Origin of the sequence: Streptomyces sp. R35, assembly GCF_041053035.1 — a bacterium.
GTDB classification, from domain to species: domain Bacteria; phylum Actinomycetota; class Actinomycetes; order Streptomycetales; family Streptomycetaceae; genus Streptomyces; species Streptomyces lutosisoli.
Window position 1 is genome coordinate 3773262 of record NZ_CP163440.1, and the last position, 22562, is coordinate 3795823.

The following is a 22562-nucleotide window of genomic DNA, read 5'->3' on the forward strand; positions in this document are numbered from 1 at the left end:
GGGAGTTCGTACGTGGTCGCCATCGCCAGGATCCTGCTGCGCCGCGTCGCGCTGCTCGTGCCGCTGATGCTCGGGATCGTCCTGTTCGTCTTCCTCGTGATGCGGTTCTCCGACGTCGACCCGGCGTCGGCGTTCTTCCAGGGCGCCAATCCGACCCCGCAGCAGCTGCACGACTTCCGGGAGCAGAACGGGCTGCTCGACCCGCTGCCGGTGCGCTACTTCCACTTCGTCGGGGACCTGCTCCACGGCGACATGGGCACCAGCGCGCTCACCCGGGGGTCCGTCCTCGACCAGGTCACCACCGCGCTGCCGCTCACGCTCCAGCTCACCTTCCTGGGGCTCGGCATCGCGGTGGTGCTCTCGCTGCTCGGCGGAGTCACCGCGGCGATCTACCGCGACCGGCTGCCCGACCAGATCATCCGCGTCGTCTCGCTCACGGGGGTGGCGGCGCCCGGTTTCTGGCTGGCGCTGCTGATGATCCAGTACCTGGCCGTCGACCAGGGCTGGTTCCCGACCGGCGGCTACATCAACCCGGCCGACTCGCTGAGCGGCTGGCTGAAGACGATGGCCCTGCCCGCGCTCGCGCTCTCCCTGCCGGTCGCCGCGCAGCTCACCCGGATCGTGCGGACATCGGTGGTCGAGGAGCTGGACAAGGACTATGTGCGGACAGCGGTCGGGAGCGGGCTGCCGCCCCGCGTGGTCGTCGGCCGCAACGTCCTGCGCAACGCCCTGATGAATCCGCTCACCGTGCTGGGGCTGCGCGTCGGGTATCTGCTCGGCGGGGCGGTCGTCATCGAGACGATCTTCTCGCTCCCCGGGATGGGGAAGCTGATGATCGACGCCGTGAAGAACGGCGACCCGGCGGTCGTGCAGGGCGTCGTGCTGACCACGGCCATCGGATTCGTGGTCGTGAACCTCGTCATCGACATCCTGTATCTGCTGGTCAACCCGCGACTGAGGGATGCGACCTGATGTTCACCCGCAAAAGCCTCGCGGACACCCTCTCCCGGCCCGGTGTCCGGCTGCGCGGCTGGCGGCGGCTGCCCCCGCTGTCGAAGATCGCGGTCTGCTTCCTCGCCGTGGTACTGCTGGTCGCACTCCTCGCACCGCTGCTGGCCCCGCACGACCCGCTCGACCAGCAGGCGCCGGTGGACGGCACCGGGCATCCGTCCGCCGGTCACTGGATGGGGCAGGACAGCCTCGGCCGGGACATCCTCAGCCGGCTGATGTACGGCGCCCGCTGGTCCCTCGCCATCGGACTGGGCGCCACCGCGCTCGCCCTCGTCGTGGGCGCGCTCCTCGGCGCGGTCGCGGCGACCTCCCGCAAGGCGGTCGACGAGACGCTGATGCGCTGTCTGGACGTGGTGATGGCGTTCCCCGGCATCGCGCTGGCCGCGGTCCTGGTGGCCGTCTTCGGCGGCGGCATCACGGTGCTGATCTGCGCGATCGCGTTCCTGTTCACCCCGCCGGTCGCCAGGGTCGTACGGGCGAACGTCCTCGACCAGTACGGCGAGGACTATGTGACCGCCGAGCACGTCATCGGCGCCCGCACCCCGCACATCGTCATCAGGCATGTGGCCGTCAACTGCGCCGCCCCCGTGCTGGTGTTCTGCACCGTGCAGGTCGCGGAGGCCATCGTCTTCGAGGCGTCGCTGTCCTTCATCGGCGCGGGCGTACGGCCCCCGGACCCGTCCTGGGGCAGCGTCATCGCGGACGGCAAGAACATGGTGCTGACGGGTGGCTGGTGGGCGACCGTCTTCCCGGGCCTGCTGATGCTGATCACCGTGCTGTCGCTGAACATCCTCTCCGAGGGTGTCTCGGACGCGTGGGCGGCGCCGGCGGCCAGGGACGTGTCCGCGCCCGCGGCGGAGGACCGGCTGGAGGCCCCCGAGCCCGGCAGCGGCAAGGTCCTTGAACTACCGGGCCTCACGGAGGCGGCGGCGCGCCTGCGCACACGGGCCCGGCCACTGCCCTCCGGCCAGCAGCCCGTCCTCGCCGTCGAGAACCTGGCCATCGGCTTCGACGCCCGCCACGCGGGGGTGGACATCGTCGACGGCATCAGCTTCGAGGTGCAGCCGGGTGAGGTGCTCGGCCTGGTCGGCGAGTCCGGCTGCGGCAAGTCGCTGACGGCGCTGGCGGTGATGGGCCTGGAGCCGAAGGGGGCGCGGGTCCGCGGCCATGTCCGGTTCAACCAGCGGCAGTTGGTCGGCGAGCCGATGCGCGTACGACGCCGGCTGCTGGGCCATGAGATGGCGATGATCTACCAGGACGCGCTGTCCTCCCTGAACCCGGCGATGACCATCAGGGCGCAGCTCAAGCAGGTGATACGGCGGGGCGGCAGGCGGACGGCCACCGAACTGCTGGACATGGTCGGCCTGGACCCCGAACGCACCCTGCGCAGCTACCCGCACGAGCTCTCCGGCGGCCAGCGCCAGCGCGTCCTGATCGCGATGGCCCTGTCCCGCAGCCCCAAGCTGATCATCGCCGACGAACCGACGACCGCCCTCGACGTGACGGTCCAGGCGCAGGTCATAGAGCTGCTGCTGCGGCTGCGCGAGGAGCTGGACTTCGCGCTGATCCTCGTCTCGCACGACCTGGCACTGGTCTCGGCGGTCACCGACCGGGTGGTCGTCATGTACGGCGGCCAGATCGTCGAGACGGGCGTGACGGCGGATCTGGTGGAGGCGCCGGCCCACCACTACACGCGCGGGCTGCTGGGCAGCGTCCTCTCACTGGAGTCGGCGGCCGAACGCATGACCCAGATCAAGGGGGTCGTACCGTCCCCCGCCGACTTCCCGGCGGGCTGCCGCTTCGCCGACCGCTGCCCGCTGGCGAGCGAGGTGTGCCGTACGACGCCGCCTGACCTGGTGGGGACACCTACGCACACGGCGGCCTGCCACCACCCGGCGGCCGTCCTGGGGGCGGCCGGGGAGAGCGGAGGCGCGGTAGCGCCGGCCGATCCCAACGGAAGCGAAGAAGGGGCCGTCACATGAACGCGCTGGTGCGGCTGTCCGACACGCACGTCGTGCACAAGGCCCGCAGCGGCGGCGTGTTCACCCGGGACAAGGTGTACGCCCTCACCGGCGCCGACCTCGCCATCGCGCCCGGCGAGACGGTCGGCGTCGTCGGCGAGTCCGGCTGCGGCAAGTCGACGCTCGCGAAGGTGCTGGTGGGGGTGCAGCAGCCGACGTCCGGCACGGTGACCTTCGGCGGCCGCGACCTGTGGTCCCTCAAGCCGGCCGAGCGGCGCACGGCCGTCGGCGGCAGCACGGGCATGATCTTCCAGGACCCGTCGACGGCCCTGAACCGCCGCCTGCCCGTACGCCAGATCCTGCGCGATCCGCTGGACGTGCACCGGCGCGGCACTCCCGCCGAACGCACCGACCGCGTACGGGAGTTGATGTCGCTGGTCGGTCTCCCCCGCGCCCTCGCGGACGCCCTGCCCGGCCAGCTCTCCGGCGGCCAGCGCCAACGCGTGGCCATCGCCCGGGCTCTGGCCCTGGACCCGGACCTGGTCGTGGCCGACGAACCGACGAGCGCGCTGGACGTGTCGGTGCGCGCCCAGATCCTCAACCTGCTCCTCGACCTGAAGGAGCGCCTGGGCCTGGCCCTGGTCTTCGTGTCTCACGACATCCAGACGGTACGGCGGATGAGTGACCGGGTGATCACGATGTACCTCGGCCGGATCGTCGAGGAGTCACCGGCCGACGAGGTCACCGACCGCTCCCGGCACCCGTACACACGGGCGCTCTTCTCGGCGACCCCTGGCCTTCTGGACCCCATCGACCCGATTCCGCTGGTGGGCCCGGTCCCGTCGGCGACTCGCCCGCCCTCCGGCTGCCCGTTCCGTACGCGTTGCTGGAAGGCGGATGAGGTGTGCGCCGAGGCCATGCCGGAGTTCGTGGGCGCGTCGACCGCCGGACACCGCTACCGGTGCCACCATCCTGTAGAGGAGGGCCAGTCGACGCGCGCGCTGGTCGCGCAGGCCGAGTCCGCCGCCGCCCCGGCCACCGCCATGGCCGACGTCCCGTTACAGCCGAACATCAGGGAGCCTTCATGACCATCCCCGCCCCGCTGACCGGTGTCGTACCGCCCGTCTGTACTCCCCTGACACCGGACCGCGAGGTGGACGTCCCGTCACTCATCAGGCTGGTCGACCACCTGGTGAGCGGCGGGGTGAACGGCTTGTTCGTCCTCGGCTCGACGTCCGAGGTGGCCTATCTGACGGACGCGCAGCGCCGACTGGTGGTGGAGACGGTGACCGCGCATGTCGCCGGCCAACTCCCCGTCCTCGCGGGCGCGATCGACATGACGACGCCGCGTGTCCTGTCCCACGCCGCGGCCGTCACGGCGGCGGGCGCCGACGCGATCGTGGCCACGGCGCCGTTCTACACCCGCACCCACCCGGCGGAGATCGCCCGCCACTTCCGCCTGATCGCCGCGCGCTCGTCGGTGCCGGTCTTCGCGTACGACATCCCTGTATCCGTCCACACCAAGCTGAGCGCGGAGCTGGTCCTGGAGCTGGCGGCGGACGGCGCACTGGTGGGCCTCAAGGACTCCAGCGGCGACCTGGGCGCCTTCCGCTCCGTCGTCACCGGCGCCCGCGCCCACCCCGACATCACCGGTTTCACTGTCCTCACCGGATCCGAGACCGTCATGGACTCCGCGCTGGCGCTGGGGGCGGACGGGGCGGTGCCCGGGCTGGGGAACGTGGACCCCGAGGGGTATGCACGGCTGTTCCGGCTGTGCCGGGAGGGCGACTGGTCGCGGGCGCGGGCCGAACAGGAGCGGCTGTGCGCCCTGTTCGGGATGGTGGGTGTGGGTGATCCGGCGCGGATGGGCGGCAGTTCGTCGGCTCTCGGTGCCTTCAAGGCGGCGCTGTACCTGCGGGGGATCATCGACTGCCCGGCAACGGCGGAGCCGCAGGTTCCGCTGTCGGAGGGGGAGGTCGAGCGGGTGGGGAAGTATCTGGCGGGGGCGGGGTTGCTGTAAGGGTTTCCATCCCTCCGCGGACAGGCTGTGGAGCCGGCGGGCGCTACCGGTCAGGCGCTACCGGTTCTACCGGTTAGTCGCTGCCGGTTAGTGGCTGCCGGTGAGGCGCCGCCAGTTGGGCGCTGCCGGTTCGCGTCGCGGTGACCGCCACCGTCGCGTATCGCATCGTGAAGCTGCCGCCCATGGCGTCGATGGCGGCCCCGACGCCCTCCAGCACCTCCGCCAGCCGGTCCGCCGGGAGCTGGGTGAGGAGGCCCTGGGTGGGCATCTGGTCCAGCCACGCGTCCCGGGTGTAGGACCACTCCCAGTCGAATCGCCACTGCTCCGGTTCGCTGAACCCGCCCACCTCGCGGATCCCGTCGGCGGCCTTGGTGAACAGCTCCTGGTACACGTCCATGGCCGCTCGCTCCTTCATCGCCCGGAGGTTGAACGGCGAGTCGGGCATCACCCGTCGGCAGACCGTGACGAGGGCTTCCGTGATCTCGGGCGGCTGGTCGAACACATGCCAGAACGCCGCCAGTCGGCCGCCGCGCCGCAGCACCTGTGCGGCCTTGGCGGCTCCCGCGACCGGATCGATCCAGTGCCAGGCCTGACCGGCGACGACCGCGTCGAACGTCCGGCCGGCCGGGTCCCAGGCCTCGAACGTAGCCACGTCGACCCCGCCCCCGACCCCGAACCGCCGTGCCATGTCGGCCATCCGCGCGTCCGGCTCGACCCCGAGCACCTGGCAGCCGGCCGCCTGGAACTGCCGGGCGGCGATACCGGTGCCACAGCCGACATCGAGGACGTCGGGCCCGGGGGCGGCGGCGACGATCCGGTCCACCAGGGCTCCGGGATAGCGAGGCCGGGCCCGGTCATAGCGTTCGGCGTCCACGCCGAAGGACTCCGCCACCTGTCGGACGCGATGAGGCTCGCTCGCCCGATGAGACTGGCCCTCGGAGGGAGGACGTGCGGGCTCCGGCCGTATAGTGGGCATGTGCCCACTATGAATGGGCGAGCGCCCACTAGTCAACGGGTGGGCGCTGGGCGAAAGACTCGGTCGAAAGAGTTCGGTCGAAAGAGTCGAATGAGAGAGGGAGGTACACACGGTGCCGACAGGGGTAGCCATCCGCGACGCGCGCGAGCAGCTGTTCGACGCCGCCGAGCGCGTTCTGCTTCGGGACGGGCCGAGCGCCCTGACCAGCCGGGCGGTCACCACGGAGGCGGGCTGCGCCAAAGGCGTCCTGCACCGGCACTTCGCCGACTTCGACGCCTTCCTCGCCGAGCTCGTCCTCGACCGCGTCCGCCGGATCGACCATCAGGCCGCCGCCCTGCGCGACTCCGCCGGAACAGGCACCGTCGCCGACAACCTCACCGGCGCGCTGACGAACCTGTTCGGTTCGGTCGCCGTAGCGATCGTCGGCCTCGTCACGTCCCGCGACGACCTGCGCGCCCGGCTCCGCCGAACCACCCCGACCGGCATCCCCCTCCTCACGGAAGCCGCCGCCATGATCGCCTCCTACCTCACCGCCGAGCGCGACCTGCGCCGCATCACGACAGACGCCGACATCGACACCCTCGCCCCCACCCTGATCGGCACCGCCCACCTGCTCTACGCCGACCGCAAAGGCACCCCGCCACAGCCCGAAGCCGTCCACCGGGCCGTGGCGTCGGTCATCGCCGGGGTCGCGCGATAGCGGCGTTCTTCGCCCCCGCCGCCCCTACCCGTCCCATCCTTCTGGGGCTCCGCCCCAGACCCCGTGGGTTGTTCGTCGGCTGCGGGTGGGTGGGGGCTTGTCGCGCAGTTCCCCGCGCCCCTCAAGGGGCGCGGGGAACTGCGCAATCTTTTAGGGGGGTCTGGGGGCGCAGCCCCCAGGAACGGGATGGGACGGGTAGGGGCGGCGGGGGCGAAACCCGCCTACCCCAGCAAGCCGCTCACGGGCACCCGCCGAAACTCGATCGTGTCGTACGCCCCCTTCACCCCGGTCTCGTACAGCACCCCAACACGCCCCGCCCCAAGCTGCACAAGGTCCGAGTACGCCGCCCGCAACGAAGACAGCGTCGTCACCTTCGCGAAGCTCGCACCCCCGTCCACGCTCCGCCAGATGGCCATCGACTGACGGACGGTGGGAACAGAGGGCCCCGAGAAGAGGAGAGGCGCACCGGCCCCACTCAGTTGCAGCACACTCGCCTGAACCACGGGCACATCGTTCAGCGTGGGCTGGATCCTGTAGGGGCGGTCCAGGCTCTCCGCCCCGTCACTGGAGTAGGCGTCGAGCCGGTTGCCGGCACTCGTGCCGTTCTGGTCCCGCGCGGTGAAGTACACCCGCCCGTCGGGAAGTTCGGCGGCACCACTCTCGTTCGCGTTGACGACCCCGCCGTACGAGTGGTCCACGAACCCCAGCCGCCACGTAAGCCCGCCGTCGTCGCTGTAGATTGCGTGCCCGCCGTAGTACTTGGGCTCCTGCCCGCTGTCGGCGGAGCCCACGGGCGGCGCCGCGGAGTGGTTCGCGGGCACCACCAGCCGCCCGGCGTGCGGACCGTGACCGAGGGCGATCGCGTGGCCCGGCCCCGTGGCGTACCACCGCCACCCCCGCGGCTTCACCTGCGCCGTGATGTCCCGCGGAGCCGAGAAGTGCTGCCCGTCGTCGCGGCTCGTCTGGACGAAGACGCGACGGCTCTGCCCCGCGGTGACCTCGCCCCGCATGATCTGCGCCTCGGTCACCGCACCGCTGTTGTAGGACGTGACGAGGACGATCCGGCCGGTGCGGGGGTCCACGACCGGCGCCGGGTTGCCCCGGGTGTTCCGGCCCCCGGACGCGACCACCCGCAGCGGACCCCACGAACAGCCGCCGTCCGGGGAACGTCTGAGGACGACGTCGATGCGCCCGGTGTCGCCGGCGCCGTTGTGTCTCCCCTCCGCGAAGGCGAGCAACGTACCGGCGCGCGTCGTGACCGCTGCGGGGATCCGATACGTGTCGTAGCCGGCCTGGCCCGCGGTGTACGGCACGGACGAGGTGCAGGCCCGGGTGGCGGGCGGCGCGCCCGACGCGGTACCGGTCCCCGTGAGGGCGGCGAGACCGGCGAGGAATCCGACGACTGCCGTCGGCGCGACCATACGACTCGTGATGCTCATGGCACTCCCTGGACCTCAGAGGACATAGGACGTGGGATGTCCAGGAGAACCTATTGCCCCAAAAAGGGCACAGCGACACACATGCCACTACAGCGTGTTGACGTGACGTCAGCTCAGCAGGCGCTTCAACACGCGCCCGGAGTGACGAGCCCCGACTCGTACGCCACGATCACCAGCTGGGCCCGGTCCCGCGCGCCCAGCTTGCCCATGATGCGGCTGACATGGGTCTTCGCGGTCAGCGGGCTCAGGCCCAGCGCCCCCGCTATCTCGGTGTTGTTGAGGCCTCGCGCGACCAGCGCCAGCACCTCGCGCTCCCGCTCGGAGAGGCCGTCGGGACCACCCGCCACGGGCACGGGAGCCGCCGGGCTGCGCAGGAAGCGGGCGATCAGGCGGGCGGTCGGGCCCGGTGACAGCAGGGCGTCCCCGGCGGCCACCGTGCGGATGGCGTCGAGGAGTTCGGCGGGCCTCGTGTCCTTCACCAGGAAGCCGGAGGCGCCCGCGCGCAGGGCCTCCGCGATGTACTCGTCGGTGTCGTACGTGGTGAGGACCAGGACCCTGACCCCGGCCAGGTTCGCGTCGGCCGCGATGAGCCGGGTCGCCTCGATGCCGTCCAGGTCGGGCATGCGGATGTCCATGACGACCAGATCGGCCCGCGCGCTGCGCGCGAGCTCCACCGCCTCCCGCCCGGTGGCCGCCTGTCCGACGACCTCCATGTCCCGCGCCGACTCGACGAGCATGGCGAACGCGGCCCGCACGAGCGTCTGATCGTCGGCAAGGAGTACGCGGATGGTCATCGGGGCTCGCCTCGTTCGAGTTCGGGTGCGCGTACGGCTTCGTCATCACGTACGGCTTCGAGATCCCGTACATCTGCCTGCATGGGAACCGCGACCGGGCCCGGGCCCGCAAGTGGCAGCACCGCCGACACTCCGAACCCACCGCCCTCCCGCACTCCGGCCTCCAGTGTTCCGCCCACACTACGAGCCCGCTCCCGCATGCCCACGAGTCCGAACCCGGGTGTGCCGCCCGCGTCGCCGACGCCGTCGTCCGTGACCGTTACCCGCAGCGCCCACTCGTCCGCCCGCAGGGCCACGCGTACCGTCACCTCGGGGCCCGCGTGCCGTACCGCGTTGGTGAGCGCCTCCTGGACGATCCGGTAGGCGGCGGCGCCCACGGCGGACGGGACGCCGGCCGTCGGTACCGCGATCTCCGTCTCCACTTTCGCGCCCGCGGTGCGCGCCGCGGTCATCAGGTCGGGCAGTCCGTCGAGGCCGGGCAGCGGGCCGCGCCCGTCGCCGCCGTACTCCGGTGCGCGCAGCACCTCCAGCGTGCTGCGCACTTCGCCGCGCGCGGTGCGGCAGGTCTCGGAGATGTCGTCGAGGGCCCGGGCGACCGCCTCGCGGTCCAGGCGGTCGGGGTCGGCGGCCAGGACGTGCGCGGCGACGGATGTCTGGACGCCGATGAGCGTGATGGTGTGGGCGAGCAGATCGTGCAGGTCGCGGGCGATGCGCAGGCGCTCCTCGGCGACCCGGCGGCGCGCCTCCTCCTCGCGGGTGCGTTCGGCGCGTTCGGCGCGTTCGACGACCGAGGCGACGTACTGCCCGTGCACGCGTACGTACACGCCGAGGACGATGAACGCGACGATCCAGCCAGCCGCGCGCAGCGCCTGGGCCCCCTCGGCGGCGCCCTGCCCGAACTTGACCGAGAGCATCAGGCCGATGACGCCGATGCCGACCAGGAGGGTGCGCAGCGGGCGCCCCGTGACGGCCACGGTGAACAGGGCGAGCATCGAGACGGTCAGCGGCGCCGTGTGGTTGAAGTCGAGTGCGTGGTATGGGGCGACGCAGGCGAGCAGCGTGAGGAACGCCGCGAGCGGGGCGCGGCGCCGCCACACCACCGGAATGTGCGCGGCGGTCAGCAGGGTCCAGCCCAGGGCGTCCGGACGGCGGCCGTCGGCGCCGACCGTGAGCGCCACGGTCACGTCGACGACCAGCAGCGCGGCGGCGAGCAGCGCGTCCTGGCGCAGCGCCCGTGCGGGGTCGGCGTTCCCCCGGTGTCCGAGGCCGGTGAGGTGCAGCATGCGTGTGGCGTCCACCGCTTCATCCTCCGTGAGAGGGCGCCCCTCCGGGAGGGAGGGGCGCCCGATGTGGTTCAAATGTGGTTCAGATGTGGTTCATATACGCACATATGTGGTTCAGCCGACGGCGACAGGGGTCCGCTGCTCGGACTCCTGCTCCGGCTCGCGCGACAGCCGGCCCGGCCACCACACCCTCCGTCCCAGCGCCACACTCGCGCTGGTCACCAGATACGTCCGGACGAGGAAGGTGTCGAGCAGCACCCCGACCGCGATCACGAACCCGAGCTCGACGAGCTGCACGAGCCCCATGTTCGTCAGCACCGCGAAGGTCGCGGCGAGGACCAGCCCCGCCGAGGCGATCACACCCCCCGTGGTCCGCAGCGCGGTCAGCGCGGCGGCGGCCGGTTCGGCACCCGACAGCGACTCCTCCCGCATGCGGTGCATCAAGAAGATCCCGTAGTCGACGCCCAACGCCACCAGGAAGACGAAGGACAGCAGGCCGAGCCCCGGATCGGTCCCCTCGAAGCCGAGGAGCGGCCCGAAGACCAGCCCGCCGATGCCGAGCGCCGCGCCCCACACCGCGATCACGGCGGCGACCAGGAGCAGCGGGGCGACCAGACTGCGCAGCAGCACGATCAGGATCAGCAGCACGGAGACGAGCACGATCGGTACGACGACGAGCCGGTCGCGGGCGTTGGTGTCCTGGAGGTCGATCTGCTGGGCGCTGGCGCCTCCGACGTACGAGCCCGAGCCCTTGAGATCCGCCCGGAGCGACTTGATCGTGGCGGTCTCGGCCGCCGACTGGGGTGCGCCCCGCGCGATGACGGAGATCTCCGTCCAGCCCTGTCCGCTGCGGCCCCGCTCGGCGCTCGCGACGCCCTGGTGGTCCCGCACGGTGGCCAGCGCGGCGTCCGCCCGTCCAGTGGGGGTGATCACGGTGAGCGGCTGGGTGCCCTGCCCCGGGTAGGCCTTGGCGAGGGTCTCGATCGCGGCGACCGAGTCCGGCTTGTGGGCGAAGGAGTCCTGCTGTTTGAGCGAGCCGGGCAGATTCAGCGTGCCGAGGGCGAGCGCCCCGAGCAGTACGGCCCCGCCCGCGAGGACGGCGTACGGCCGCCGCCCGGCCGAACTCCCCATGGCCGAGAAGAGGTTGCGCCGCTGCTTGGGTTCGCTGCCGAAGGCGGGGACGAGCGGCCAGAACACCCGCCGCCCGAGCAGGACGAGGAGGGCGGGCAGCAGCGTCAGCATGGCGACGAGCGCGCACAGCACACCCACCATGCCCATCGGGCCCATGCCCCGGCTGCTGTTGAGGTCGGCGGCGAGCAGGCACAGCAGTCCGGCGGCGACGGTGCCGGAGGAGGCGAGCACGGCGGGCCCGCAGCCGCGCAGGGCCTGCCGCATCGCGTCGTACGGCCGCTCCACGCGTCGCAGTTCCTCCCGGTAGCGGGAGATCAGCAGCAGCGCGTAGTCGGTTCCGGCGCCGAACACGAGGATCGTCATCACGCCCGAGCTCTGGCCGGAGATGCTGGTGCCGAACGCCTCGTGGAGCCCGTAGGCGACGCCCATCGACAGATAGTCGGCGACGCCCGCGACGGCGAGCGGCACGAGCCACAGCAGCGGGCTGCGGTAGATGAGGATCAGCAGGACGGCGACCACGGCGACGGTGGTGTAGAGCAGCGGTCCGCCGAGGGAGTTGTAGACCTCGGCGGCGTCGGTGGCGAGCGCGCCCTGCCCGCCGACGTCGACGCTCAGCCCGTCCGCTCCCCGCGCGACATCGCGTACGTCGTTGACGAACGCGTCCCGCTTCTTCTCGTCGGTGCCGGGTGCGGAGCTGGCGACCGGGTACATCAGGGTGGTCCCGTCCCGGGACGGCACGCCCTTCGGGGTTCCGGTGAGCGGGTTCTCCTTGGTGATCTCGGCGATCTGGCGCGCGGCCGTCGCGCGGTCGGCGGTGCTCAGTCCGCCGTCGCGGTGGTAGACGAGGACCAGCTCGGTGGTCTCGCCACCGGGCAACTGGTCCTCGATCTTGGCCACTTGGGTGGAGTCCGCGCTCGCCGGGAGATAGTCCACGGCGCGGTCGTGCTGCACGTCCGCGAGCTTCGCCGCGAACGGCCCGACGGCGGCCAGCACGGCCACCCAGAGCCCGAGCAGCACCCAGGGCACGGCCCTTCGCCGCGTACGCGTGGTTGTCTTTTCGGGCCCCATGTCGGGGTCCTCCCCTCCTGGCCGGGTGTCTGGACAGTCACCAGACTCCCGGCGCACGACGCCTGATTCGTCGCGCCGGAGGGCGAGTTCGGGGGTACTCCGAGGGGTGGCCGAACGGGGGGATTACTCCCTGGGGAGTATTACGAGGGTGTACGCGCCGCCACCAGCAACCGCGTCACGTCGTCCGAGCAGATCGTCAGTGCCGCGCCCACGGTGGCCAGGACATCCCGCTCGGCGGGTGTGTACGGCCCGTCGGCCAGCGCGATCCGCGCGCCCTGGAGGAGGATCGCCTCCCGGCCCGTGGGGGCGAGGTGCGGGGCCAGCGGATCCAGGGCCTCGTGGAGCTCTATGGCCAGACTCGCCCCGCACGGCTCCCCGAAGACCCGCCCCGCGTCCGAGGCGAGTGCCTCGACGAGCGCGCTGAGCTGGTCCTCCGTGCAGTCGTCGAAGCCGGCCGAGCGGACCGCGCCGGCGGCGGTCTCCAGGGACGTACGGGCGCAGGTGCCGCCCGCGGCGAGGACGGCGAGGGCGACGGTGTGGACGGCGTCGCGGAGCATCGCGGAGAAGCGGGTGGTGGTGGGGTGGTCGAGGACGTCGGCGCCGTAGTGGTGGCTGCAGGCGGCGCATTCGACGACGGGCCCGGTCTCGCCGCGCGGGAGAACGGGAACGCCGAGGAGGGTGAAGCGGCGGCGGCCGGTGAGCCGCTGGTAGTTGCGGTCGCCTCCGCAGCCGGGGCAGAAGAACTCGCCGTCGCCTACCGTCGTCCACGCGGTACGGGTGCCCAGGATGCGGGGAACCTCAACTGCACGACCGTTTCGTCCCCATCCTGGCAGCACGCTCGCACACCTCCGTAACGCCGCGGCAACATCGCCGCGCTGGCGTGATGTTAGCCACATTGTTGATGCGGAGTCAGTACCCCGGACGAGACCTGCTCGTGACCTCCACGCGGATTGGCCGGTAAACGACGGGGCCCCGCCCGCCTGGAAAGGCGGACGGGGCCCGAAAAGCGCCGGTCAGGGTCGTCAGCGGGCCGCGCGGTTGACGGCGGAGACGACGGCCTTCAGCGAAGCACGTGTCGTATTCGCGTCGATGCCGATTCCCCACAGAACCTTGTCGCCGATCGCGCATTCGATGTACGAGGCGGCCTGCGCGGAGGCACCCTCGCTCATCGTGTGCTCCTGGTAGTCCAGCAGGCGTACGTCGATGCCGATGGACTGCAGGGCGTCGAAGAACGCGGAGATCGGACCGTTGCCGGTACCGGTCAGGACGGTGTCCGTGCCGTCGACCGAAGCCTCGACCGTGAGCGTGTCCACGCCGTCCTTGTCCGTCGTGGACTGGCCGGTCTTGACCTGGATACGACCCCACGGGTTCTCGGGGTTCGGCAGGTACTCGTCCTGGAAGGTCGCCCAGATGTCCTTCGGCGTGACCTCGCCGCCCTCGGCGTCCGTCTTGGTCTGGATGATCTTCGAGAACTCGATCTGCATCCGGCGCGGCAGGTCCAGCTTGTGGTCGTTCTTCAGGACGTACGCGATACCGCCCTTGCCGGACTGCGAGTTCACGCGGATGACGGCCTCGTAGGAGCGGCCGACGTCCTTCGGGTCGATCGGCAGGTACGGGACGGCCCACTCGATGTCGTCGACGGTGACGCCCTTGGCTGCCGCGTCGGCCTCCATCGCGTCGAAGCCCTTCTTGATGGCGTCCTGGTGGGAGCCGGAGAAGGACGTGTAGACCAGATCGCCCACGTACGGGTGGCGCGGGTGGATCTCCATCTGGTTGCAGTACTCCCACGTACGACGGATCTCGTCGATGTCGGAGAAGTCGATCTGCGGGTCGACGCCCTGCGAGAACAGGTTCATGCCCAGGGTGACCAGGTCGACGTTGCCGGTGCGCTCGCCCTGGCCGAACAGGCAGCCCTCGACGCGGTCGGCGCCGGCCATCAGCGCCAGCTCGGCGGCGGCGACGGCCGTACCGCGGTCGTTGTGCGGGTGGATCGACAGGACGACGTACTCGCGGCGGGTCAGGTTGCGGCCCATCCACTCGAAGCGGTCCGCGTGCGTGGAGGGGGTCGAACGCTCCACCGTGGCGGGCAGGTTGAGGATGATCTCGCGGCCCGGGCCGGGCTGCCAGACGTCCATGACGGCCTCGCAGACCTCCAGGGCGAAGTCCAGCTCGGTGTCGGTGAAGATCTCGGGGCTGTACTGGTAGCCGAACTCGGTCTCGGGGCCCAGCAGCTTCTCGGCGTACTCCATGACCAGGCGCGTGCCGTCGACGGCGATCTGCTTGATCTGGTCCTTGGAGCCGCGGAAGACGACCCGGCGGAAGACCGGGGCGGTGGCGTTGTACAGGTGCACGGTGGCGCGCTTGGCGCCCTTCAGCGACTCGACGGTCCGCTCGATCAGGTCCTCGCGGGCCTGGGTCAGTACGGAGATCGTCACGTCGTCCGGGATCGCGCCCTCTTCCTCGATGATCGAGCGCACGAAGTCGAAGTCCGTCTGTCCCGACGCGGGGAAGCCGACCTCGATCTCCTTGTAGCCCATCTTGACCAGCAGGTCGAACATCTCACGCTTGCGCGCGGGCGACATGGGATCGATCAGGGCCTGGTTGCCGTCACGCAGGTCGGTGGAGAGCCAGCGGGGGGCGGTGGTGATCCGCTGCTCCGGCCAGCTGCGGTCGGCGATGTCGACCTGGTCGTACTGGCCGTACTTGTGCACCGGCATGGAGGTGGGCTGCTGACGATTGCGGCGGGTCTGGCTGTTCGCCATGATGCGTGGGCTCCTCGGTGGGTGTCCGAAAGGACGGCCGACGGCGCAACGCCAGACTCCGCGGGGAGGGGGTCGGCCTCGACTACAGGCCCTCGCCGCGGCAGCTAAGGAGAAGCAGCCCGAAACGCATGATGCTCCGCAGCCTAGCCGAGCCACGCTCCGTACGGGGGGCTGTATCAGTATGCGGGACCGAGAGGCCAAAAGGAACAAACGGGACAAAAAGTGCTCCATACCACTTTCACCCGGACTCCGAGGCTCCTTATTGCCCCATTTCACCAATCATGGTTGCAGGTAGTGACAGCGGCATAACTCAGTGCAAGGGTGCCGGGCATGACGACCCACGGGGGCTTCGAGCCCGTCTTCTGCACCATCGTCCCGCCCCACGTCCTCGACAAGCTCGCCCAGCACGAGGACCCCGCGCTCTCCGGACCCGCACGCCAGACCCTGGAGCGCGACGCCTACGAGCGCACCCACCGCCGGCTGACCACCGTCCTCGGCGCTCCGGCCGTCGCCCCGCCCAAGGAAGCGGAGGAGTCGAAGCCGCACCGCACGATCTACGACGCCCGCCACCACCAGGATCTGCCCGGCAAGAAGGTCCGCGGCGAGGGCGACAAGCCGGGCAAGGACGCCACCGTCAACCGCGCGTACGCCGGTCTCGGCGCGACCTTCGAGCTGTACCTGAAGGCGTACCAGCGCAACTCGATCAACGGCGAGGGCCTGCCGCTCGACGCCACCGTGCACTTCGACGTGAACTACAACAACGCCTTCTGGAACGGCGAGCAGATGGTGTTCGGCGACGGTGACGGCGAGATCTTCCTCGACTTCACCATCCCGGTCGACGTCATCGGCCACGAGCTGACCCACGGCGTCACCCAGTACACGGCGAACCTCACCTACTTCGGCCAGCCGGGCGCCCTGAACGAGTCCATGTCGGACGTCTTCGGCTCACTGATCAAGCAGTACACGCTCGGCCAGACCGCCGCCGAGGCCGACTGGCTGATCGGCGCGGGCCTGCTCGCCCCGCGCGTCAGCGGCACCGCCCTGCGCTCCATGAAGGAACCGGGCAGCGCGTACGACGACGACGTGCTCGGCAAGGACCCGCAGCCCGCGACGATGGACCACTACGTCCGCACCGGCCGCGACAACGGCGGGGTCCACATCAACTCCGGCATCCCCAACCACGCCTTCTACCTCGTCGCCGAGGCGCTCGGCGGCCACGCCTGGGAACGGGCGGGCCAGATCTGGTACGACGTCCTCACCGGCGGCGAGCTGCCCCAGCAGGCCCTGTTCTCGGACTTCGCGCGACTCACACTCGCCGCGGCGCGCTCCCGGTACAACGAGGGCGAGGAACTCCAGGCCGTGACGAAGGCCTGGGAGCAGGTCGGCGTACCGACCACGTAGCCCTTCGGGGCTCCACGTACTAGACAGGACCCATGCGTATTCAGGTGAGGCGTACGGGCGGTTTCGCGGGCATCGAACGCCATGCGGAGGTCGACACCACGGGCCGCCCCGACGCCCACGAGTGGCACGCCCTGGCCGAACAGGCAATGGCCTCCGGCCGGGGCGCCCCCTCCATCGGCGTCCCGGACGGCTTCAGCTACGAGATCACGGTGGACGGGAAGACGGTGCACGCCGCCGACCCGAGACTGACGGAGGCCCAACGGCAACTGATCACCAGGGTCCTGAAGGAAGGCGCGTAGCGCCCTTCAGGGGCGCGGGGCTGTGACATATGCGGCTCCGCCGCGTGGGCGCGACCAGCCACAGACGGCCCGCAGTCGCGCAATCACAGCACCACCCCACCCCCTAGGCGCCCCGCGAAAAGCCGTAACCCCTAGTTCACGCCACACCGTTGACTTCCATTACCGCCGGTAAGGATGATCGCGCGCATGGCGACGAACCCCCTACCGCAGTTCCCGCCCGGCTTCCTCTGGGGCGTATCCACCTCGGCCCACCAGATCGAGGGCGCGGCCGACCAACGCGCCCCCTCGGTATGGGACGCCTTCACCGCCGGCCCCGGCCACATCAAGGACGCCTCCACGGCCGCGGTGGCCTGCGACCACTACCACCGCTACGAAGAGGACGTCGCCCTCATAGCGGGCCTCGGAGTGGACGCGTACCGCTTCTCCATCTCCTGGCCACGCGTGAACTCCCCCGGCGGCCTCGACTTCTACGACCGCCTGGTGGACGAACTGACCGCGGCCGGCATCCGCCCCGTACCGACCCTCTTCCACTGGGACCTGCCGCTGGACCTGGAAGAGGGCGGCGGCTGGCTGAACCGGGACACCGCCGAACGCTTCGCGGAGTACGCCGCCGTCGTCGCCGCCCGTCTCGGCGACCGCGTGAAGAAGTGGATCACCCTCAACGAGCCCGCCGAACACACCCTGTTGGGCCACGCGCTCGGCGCACACGCCCCCGGCAAGCAGCTCCTGTTCGACGCGCTGCCGGTGGCCCACCACCAGCTCCTCGCCCACGGCCTCGCCGTACGGTCCCTGCGCGCGGCCGGAGCCACCGACATCGGCATCGCCAACTCGCACGGCCCGACCTGGGCGGCATCCCGCCGCACCGAGGACGTGGAGGCCGCCGACTTCTACGACATCCTCCTGAACCGCCTGTTCGCGGACCCGCTGCTGCTGGGCCAATACCCGGAGGGCATCGGCGAGTTGATGCCGGGCGATGTCGAAGCGGACCTGAAGGTCATCGCCGAGCCGATCGACTGGTACGGGATCAACTACTACCAGCCGACCAAGGTGGGAGCCCCCGAGGGCGAGGAGATCGAGTTCAGCGGACTGACCCTGCCCGCCGAACTCCCCTTTTCCGTCCGCGAACTGGAGGGTTACCCGGTCACCGACTTCGGCTGGCCGGTCGTCCCGGAGGCGCTCACGGAGCTGCTGGTGGGCTTCCACGAGCGGTACGGCGACCGGCTCCCGCCCGTGGTCATCACCGAGAACGGCTGCTCGTACGACGGCATCGACGACCAGGAGCGGATCACGTTCCTGGACGGTCATGTCCGGGCGCTGCACCGGGCGTTGGAGCAGGGCGTCGACGTACGCGGCTACTTCGTGTGGTCGCTGATGGACAACTTCGAGTGGGCGGAGGGATACGCGCGCCGCTTCGGCCTCGTCCACGTCGACTACGAGACGCTGGAACGCACCCCCAAGGCGTCGTACGCCTGGCTGCGGGACGCCCTGCGGGCGCAGACGCGGGCGCAGGCAGAGAGATGACGGCGGCCGACCCGGTCATACCCGTCGGGGCGCTGGCCGAGCCCGTGGAGCGGGTCGGCCGGGGCTGGACCACGGCACTCTCGCTCGCCAACGGGGCGATCTGGGTGGGCTGGTACGGCCCCCTCCAGATCCTCCTCGCCTCCCAGGCGGAGGACTTCGCGCCCGGCACCGGCATGTCGAAGGAGACGATGCTGGCGTGGGTCACGGGTGCCGGCGCGGTCGTCTCGCTGGTCGCCAACCCGCTGTTCGGTGCTCTGTCCGACCGCACGACCGCGCGCTGGGGCCGCCGCACGCCGTGGATCGTGGCGGGCGCGGCCGGCGGCGCCCTGTCGCTGCTGCTTCTGGCGGGCGCGGACGGCGTCTGGATGATGGCGCTCGGCTGGTGTCTGGTCCAGCTCACCCTGAACGCCGCCTTCGCCGCGGTCACGGCGGCCGTCCCCGACCGGGTTCCGCGGCTCCAACGGGGTTCCGTGGGCGGCTGGCTGGGCGCGGCGCAGATCCTGGGTGTGGTCGGCGGCACGGGTCTGGCGACGGTGGCGGGAGGCACGGGCGGCGGGTACGCGGCGTGCGCGGTGTTCACCCTGGTGGGCATCCTGCCGTACGTACTCCGCTATCAGGACCTGCGCCTTCCCGAGTCGGCCCGCCCGGCGTGGTCCTGGCGCACCTTCCTGACCTCGTTCTGGCTGAGCCCGCGCCGCCACCCCGACCTCGGCTGGGCCTGGCTGACCCGCTTCCTGATCAACCTGAGCAACGCCCTCGTACTCCTCTACCTGCTCTACTACCTGAGAGACCGCCTGCACTACGACGACCCGGAACAGGGCGTGCTGATCCTCACGGCCGTGAACGGTGTCACGCTGCTCGCCACCGTCGTGGTGGGCGGGGTGTGGTCGGACCGGCTGGGCCGCCGCAAACCGTTCGTGATCTGGTCCGGCGTCCTGATGGCGGTGGCCACGGCGGCGCTGGCCGGCTGGCAGACCTGGCCCGGCGCGATCGTCGCGGCGGCGGTCCTGGGCATCGGCTTCGGCGTCTTCACCTCCGTCGACTTCGCCCTGATGACCGACGTCCTGCCCAAGGCCCTGGACCGCGGCAAGGACCTCGGCGTCATCAACATCGCCAACGCCCTCCCCCAGGTCGCCGCGCCCGCGCTGGCCGCCCCGATCGTCACGTACCTCGGCGGCTACCGGGTGCTGTACCTGGTGGCGGCGGTGATCGGCCTCGCGGGGGCGGTGCTGGTGGGACGGATCAAGGGCGTGGACTGAGCGGGCTGAGCGGACCGCGCGGTCACAGGGCGCCGGCGTCCTGGGCGGTCCACACCGACGGGTACAGCGGGCGGAAGCCCAGGTCGCGGCGGATGCGGGCCGTGGAGACGATGCCGAGCCAGGGGTCGGGGTCCGTGCGCTCGTACAGGGCGGGCGGGATCTCGGCGCCGTTGAGCTGGTGGAGGTCGACGGTGGTGACGGGGGCGTCGTCGGCGATGTTGTAGATCCCGCCGTCCGCGCCCGGGGCGTACAGGAGGCGGCGGAGGCCCTGGGCGACATCCGCGTGGTGGACCATTTGGAGTCGCTGGGTGGAGGCCCAGTGCGCGGCCCACCTCATGGACGCGGCCAGATGCGGGTCGCCCTCGCCGTAGACGAACGCGAGCCGCCCGATCCGCACGTCCATGCCGCCGTCCAGGGCGAGGAGGCCTCGCTCCGCCTCCGCCTTCGACTCCGGGTACGCCCCCCACATCAGGCCGCCGGGCACCGTCGGGTCCTCCTCGGTGTGCGGACGCCCTCGGCCCGTCCCGTACACGAGGTTCGTGCTGACCTGCACGAACCGGCGCACGCCCGAGGCGACGGAGGCCCGCCCCAGCTCCAGCGCGGCGTCACGGTTGACCGCCCTGGCCTCCTCGTCCGGTACGCCACGGAAGGCGGCCGCGATGTTCACCACCGCGTCGACGCCCGCGAGGGCCTTGCCGAGCGCCCCGGAGTCCCGCAGGTCACCGACCACGACCTGGGCGCCGAGGTCGGCGAGGGCGGCCACCTTGGACTCGTCGCGGACCAGGACCCGTACGTGATCACCCTGGGGTGCCTGGCTGAGCAGTCGGGGGACGAAGCGGCGCCCGACTTCACCGGTGGTTCCTGTCACCAAAGTCAGCATGATGATGCACTCCTGTCAGTAGATGGTTGGTCGATGCCTCGTTCCCCGGGGCCTCGGTGTCGAGCTTCGGCCCGGGCCGGGCACGGCGGGAGAGACCTCCTTGTCCGGGGACCGGCAGTCCCTGGATAAGACGGGCGGCTTCGGCCAGGCTGGAGAGGTGAACCGAGCCGAACTCGCCGACTTCCTGCGCCGCAGCCGCGCCCGGCTGGAACCCTCCGACGTGGGCCTCGCGGCCGGTGCCCGACGCCGTACGCCGGGTCTGCGCCGCGAGGAGGTGGCGGCGCTCGCGGGCATGTCCGTCGACTACTACACGCGGCTCGAACAGTCCCGTGGCCCCCGCCCCTCCCGCCAGATGCTCGGCGCGCTGGCGCGGGCGCTCCGCCTCACCGGCGACGAACGGAACCACCTGTTCCACCTGGCCGGCGAGGAACCCCCGCGCGCCGAGAGCGCCGCGACGCACGTCCGTCCCGGTCTGCTGCTGATCCTGGACCGGCTGCACGACGCGCCCGCGCAGGTCATGACCGACTACGGCGATGTGCTCGCCCAGAACGCGATGGCGGCGGCGCTCGTCGGTGAGGCGGGCACGGAACGCAATGTCGTACGCCGCTTCTTCACCGACCCTCGCGCCCGTGCCCTCTTCCCGCCCGAGGACCACGCCGAGCATGCCCGCGCCCACGTCGCCAATCTGCGCGCGGTCACCGCGGCCCGCCCGAACGATCCGGCGCCGACGGCCCTGGTGTCCGAACTCCGCGCCGCGAGCGAGGAGTTCGCGGCCCTGTGGGACTCACACGAGGTCGCGGTACGCCGCGCCTCGACGAAGAGATTCCAGCACCCCACCGTCGGCCTGCTCGACCTGGACTGCGAAATCCTCCTCGCTTCCGGCGACAACCAACTCCTGATAGTCCACACAGCCCGCCCCGGCACCGCCACCCACGAACGCCTCCAACTCCTCCGCGTACTGGGCCTCCAGAACATGACCCCGACCCACCCGTGACCGCCGGGTTTCCTCGCCCCCGCCGCCCCTACCCGTCCCATCCCTTCCTGGGGGCTGCGCCCCCAGACCCCCCTAAAAGATTGCGCAGTTCCCCGCGCCCCTTTCAGGGGCGCGGGGAACTGCGCGAACGGCCCCCACGGGGTCGAAGGGGCAGAGCCCCTGGGGATGGGACGGGTAGGGGCGGCGGGGGCGAGGAACCCGGCCCATGGCTCAACTTCGGCCAGTTTTGATGAGCGTTGAAGGAATCCGTCGGGCATCCCTTGCAACCCCAAGCCACCCGCGCATCAATGGAACCGCACATTCCGACGGACCGTCAGATACGCACGGACGGCTCCGCCCCGACCATCCCCACATGGCAATTCCCGTACAAGGGAAGGGAATCCAATGAGAGGCAAGCGACTCGGAATCACCGCGGCGTTAGCCGCCGGCACCCTCGCCGCGACCGGCCTGGCCTTCGCGCCCACCGCCGCGGCCGTCACCCCCCAGACAGCCACCATCAACGCAACCTGCAGCATCGGCGGCAGCGGCGAAGCCACCCTCACCGCCACCCAGAACGGCACGGCCGCGACCATCACCCTCAGCTCCACCGAGATCACGGCCCCGATCAGCATCGCCCAGGACTCGATCACCTCCACCCTGACCATGGTGAACGCGAGCGGCGGCACCACCGCCTTCACCGGCACGAAGAACCCCGCCATCGCCGCGGGCGGCGGAGTCTCGGTGGGCCCCCTGGACGGCACCGTCGCCCCCGGCGACAGCCTTGAGGCATACGGCGGCTCCCTGCAGATGGTGGTCTTCGGCATCACCATCACCTGCACGGCGGATGCGGCACAGTCCCCGAGCCCGTTCGTGTTCGAGTAAACCCCGCAGGTGCGAAGACCGGTGCCGCCCGCGCGCAGCGGCACCGGTTCCCCATCATCAACCACCGTGCGGCCAACCGGAGTTGATGACGACCCCCAATGACCATGACAGAAACTGATGGGTCATCAGTTACCGTACCTGCCCTCCATTGACTTCTCACACAACCCGCACATCAATGGCCCCCTGTCGGCGCAGAAGAGCC

Annotated in this window: 19 protein-coding genes; 11 read left to right on the plus strand and 8 right to left on the minus strand. The window is 71.0% G+C overall.

What is annotated here, in order from left to right; all coding sequences use genetic code 11:
• Nucleotides 1-12: 12 nt before the first annotated feature.
• Genes AB5J50_RS17345 through AB5J50_RS17360 form a run of 4 tightly spaced genes read left to right on the plus strand, consistent with a single transcriptional unit; the run spans nt 13 to nt 4992 of the window.
• On the plus strand, nt 13-972 hold the full coding sequence (locus AB5J50_RS17345) for an ABC transporter permease (protein ID WP_369259065.1): 960 nt from the start codon (nt 13-15) through the stop codon (nt 970-972).
• Nucleotides 972-2993 (plus strand): dipeptide/oligopeptide/nickel ABC transporter permease/ATP-binding protein, encoded by a 2022-nt coding sequence (locus tag AB5J50_RS17350; RefSeq protein WP_369259067.1) that lies wholly within the window; start codon nt 972-974, stop codon nt 2991-2993. Before AB5J50_RS17345 ends, AB5J50_RS17350 begins: the two co-directional genes overlap by 1 nt.
• Nucleotides 2990-4060: an oligopeptide/dipeptide ABC transporter ATP-binding protein gene (locus AB5J50_RS17355; RefSeq protein ID WP_369259069.1), complete on the plus strand. Its 1071-nt coding sequence runs from the start codon at nt 2990-2992 to the stop codon at nt 4058-4060. Before AB5J50_RS17350 ends, AB5J50_RS17355 begins: the two co-directional genes overlap by 4 nt.
• Nucleotides 4057-4992 carry a dihydrodipicolinate synthase family protein gene (locus AB5J50_RS17360; RefSeq protein ID WP_369259071.1) on the plus strand — a complete coding sequence of 312 codons (936 nt, stop codon included), beginning with the start codon at nt 4057-4059 and terminating at the stop codon, nt 4990-4992. Before AB5J50_RS17355 ends, AB5J50_RS17360 begins: the two co-directional genes overlap by 4 nt.
• A 73-nt stretch (nt 4993-5065) precedes the next feature.
• On the opposite strand, the gene AB5J50_RS17365 is transcribed toward AB5J50_RS17360, so the two are convergent.
• Nucleotides 5066-5884, minus strand: a complete 819-nt coding sequence (locus AB5J50_RS17365) for a class I SAM-dependent methyltransferase (RefSeq protein ID WP_369259073.1) — start codon at nt 5882-5884, stop codon at nt 5066-5068.
• A gap of 196 nt (nt 5885-6080) precedes the next feature.
• Between AB5J50_RS17365 and AB5J50_RS17370 the strand changes: the two genes are divergently transcribed.
• Nucleotides 6081-6668, plus strand: coding sequence for a TetR/AcrR family transcriptional regulator (locus tag AB5J50_RS17370; protein ID WP_369259075.1), 588 nt, complete (start codon nt 6081-6083; stop codon nt 6666-6668).
• A 221-nt stretch (nt 6669-6889) separates the two neighbouring features.
• Here AB5J50_RS17370 and AB5J50_RS17375 read toward each other — a convergent pair whose 3' ends face one another.
• The 6 genes from AB5J50_RS17375 to leuA form a co-directional block, all read right to left on the minus strand.
• Nucleotides 6890-8107: an exo-alpha-sialidase gene (locus tag AB5J50_RS17375; protein ID WP_369259077.1), complete on the minus strand. Its 1218-nt coding sequence runs from the start codon at nt 8105-8107 to the stop codon at nt 6890-6892.
• Nucleotides 8108-8232: 125 nt separating this feature from the next.
• Complete coding sequence (locus tag AB5J50_RS17380; protein WP_369259079.1) at nt 8233-8901, minus strand: response regulator; 669 nt, start codon at nt 8899-8901, stop codon at nt 8233-8235.
• The gene (locus AB5J50_RS17385) at nt 8898-10184 is read right to left on the minus strand and encodes a sensor histidine kinase (protein WP_369265425.1); all 1287 of its coding nucleotides are present in this window, start codon (nt 10182-10184) and stop codon (nt 8898-8900) included. Before AB5J50_RS17385 ends, AB5J50_RS17380 begins: the two co-directional genes overlap by 4 nt.
• A 114-nt stretch (nt 10185-10298) precedes the next feature.
• Nucleotides 10299-12383, minus strand: coding sequence for an MMPL family transporter (locus AB5J50_RS17390; protein ID WP_369259081.1), 2085 nt, complete (start codon nt 12381-12383; stop codon nt 10299-10301).
• A gap of 140 nt (nt 12384-12523) precedes the next feature.
• Nucleotides 12524-13219, minus strand: a complete 696-nt coding sequence (locus tag AB5J50_RS17395; RefSeq protein ID WP_369259083.1) for a TerB family tellurite resistance protein — start codon at nt 13217-13219, stop codon at nt 12524-12526.
• A gap of 186 nt (nt 13220-13405) precedes the next feature.
• Nucleotides 13406-15145: a 2-isopropylmalate synthase gene (gene leuA / locus AB5J50_RS17400; RefSeq protein WP_369259085.1), complete on the minus strand. Its 1740-nt coding sequence runs from the start codon at nt 15143-15145 to the stop codon at nt 13406-13408.
• A 330-nt stretch (nt 15146-15475) separates the two neighbouring features.
• On the opposite strand from leuA, the gene AB5J50_RS17405 reads away from it, so the two are divergent.
• From AB5J50_RS17405 to AB5J50_RS17420, 4 genes are all read left to right on the plus strand, one after another.
• Nucleotides 15476-16546: a M4 family metallopeptidase gene (locus AB5J50_RS17405; RefSeq protein WP_369259087.1), complete on the plus strand. Its 1071-nt coding sequence runs from the start codon at nt 15476-15478 to the stop codon at nt 16544-16546.
• Between the two features lie 32 nt (nt 16547-16578).
• A complete protein-coding gene (locus tag AB5J50_RS17410) occupies nt 16579-16845 on the plus strand; it encodes a protealysin inhibitor emfourin (protein ID WP_369259089.1) in 267 nt (88 codons plus the stop codon).
• Between the two features lie 174 nt (nt 16846-17019).
• A complete protein-coding gene (locus tag AB5J50_RS17415) occupies nt 17020-18366 on the plus strand; it encodes a GH1 family beta-glucosidase (RefSeq protein ID WP_369259091.1) in 1347 nt (448 codons plus the stop codon).
• Nucleotides 18363-19625, plus strand: coding sequence for an MFS transporter (locus AB5J50_RS17420; protein WP_369259093.1), 1263 nt, complete (start codon nt 18363-18365; stop codon nt 19623-19625). Before AB5J50_RS17415 ends, AB5J50_RS17420 begins: the two co-directional genes overlap by 4 nt.
• Before the next feature lie 22 nt (nt 19626-19647).
• Here the strand turns inward: AB5J50_RS17420 and AB5J50_RS17425 are convergent, their stop codons facing one another.
• Nucleotides 19648-20505, minus strand: coding sequence for an NAD-dependent epimerase/dehydratase family protein (locus AB5J50_RS17425; protein WP_369259095.1), 858 nt, complete (start codon nt 20503-20505; stop codon nt 19648-19650).
• A gap of 157 nt (nt 20506-20662) precedes the next feature.
• Between AB5J50_RS17425 and AB5J50_RS17430 the strand changes: the two genes are divergently transcribed.
• Together AB5J50_RS17430 and AB5J50_RS17435 are read left to right on the plus strand one after the other, a co-directional pair.
• Nucleotides 20663-21499, plus strand: coding sequence for a helix-turn-helix transcriptional regulator (locus AB5J50_RS17430; protein ID WP_369259097.1), 837 nt, complete (start codon nt 20663-20665; stop codon nt 21497-21499).
• Nucleotides 21500-21883: 384 nt separating this feature from the next.
• Nucleotides 21884-22360, plus strand: coding sequence for a hypothetical protein (locus AB5J50_RS17435; protein WP_369259099.1), 477 nt, complete (start codon nt 21884-21886; stop codon nt 22358-22360).
• Nucleotides 22361-22562: the final 202 nt, after the last annotated feature.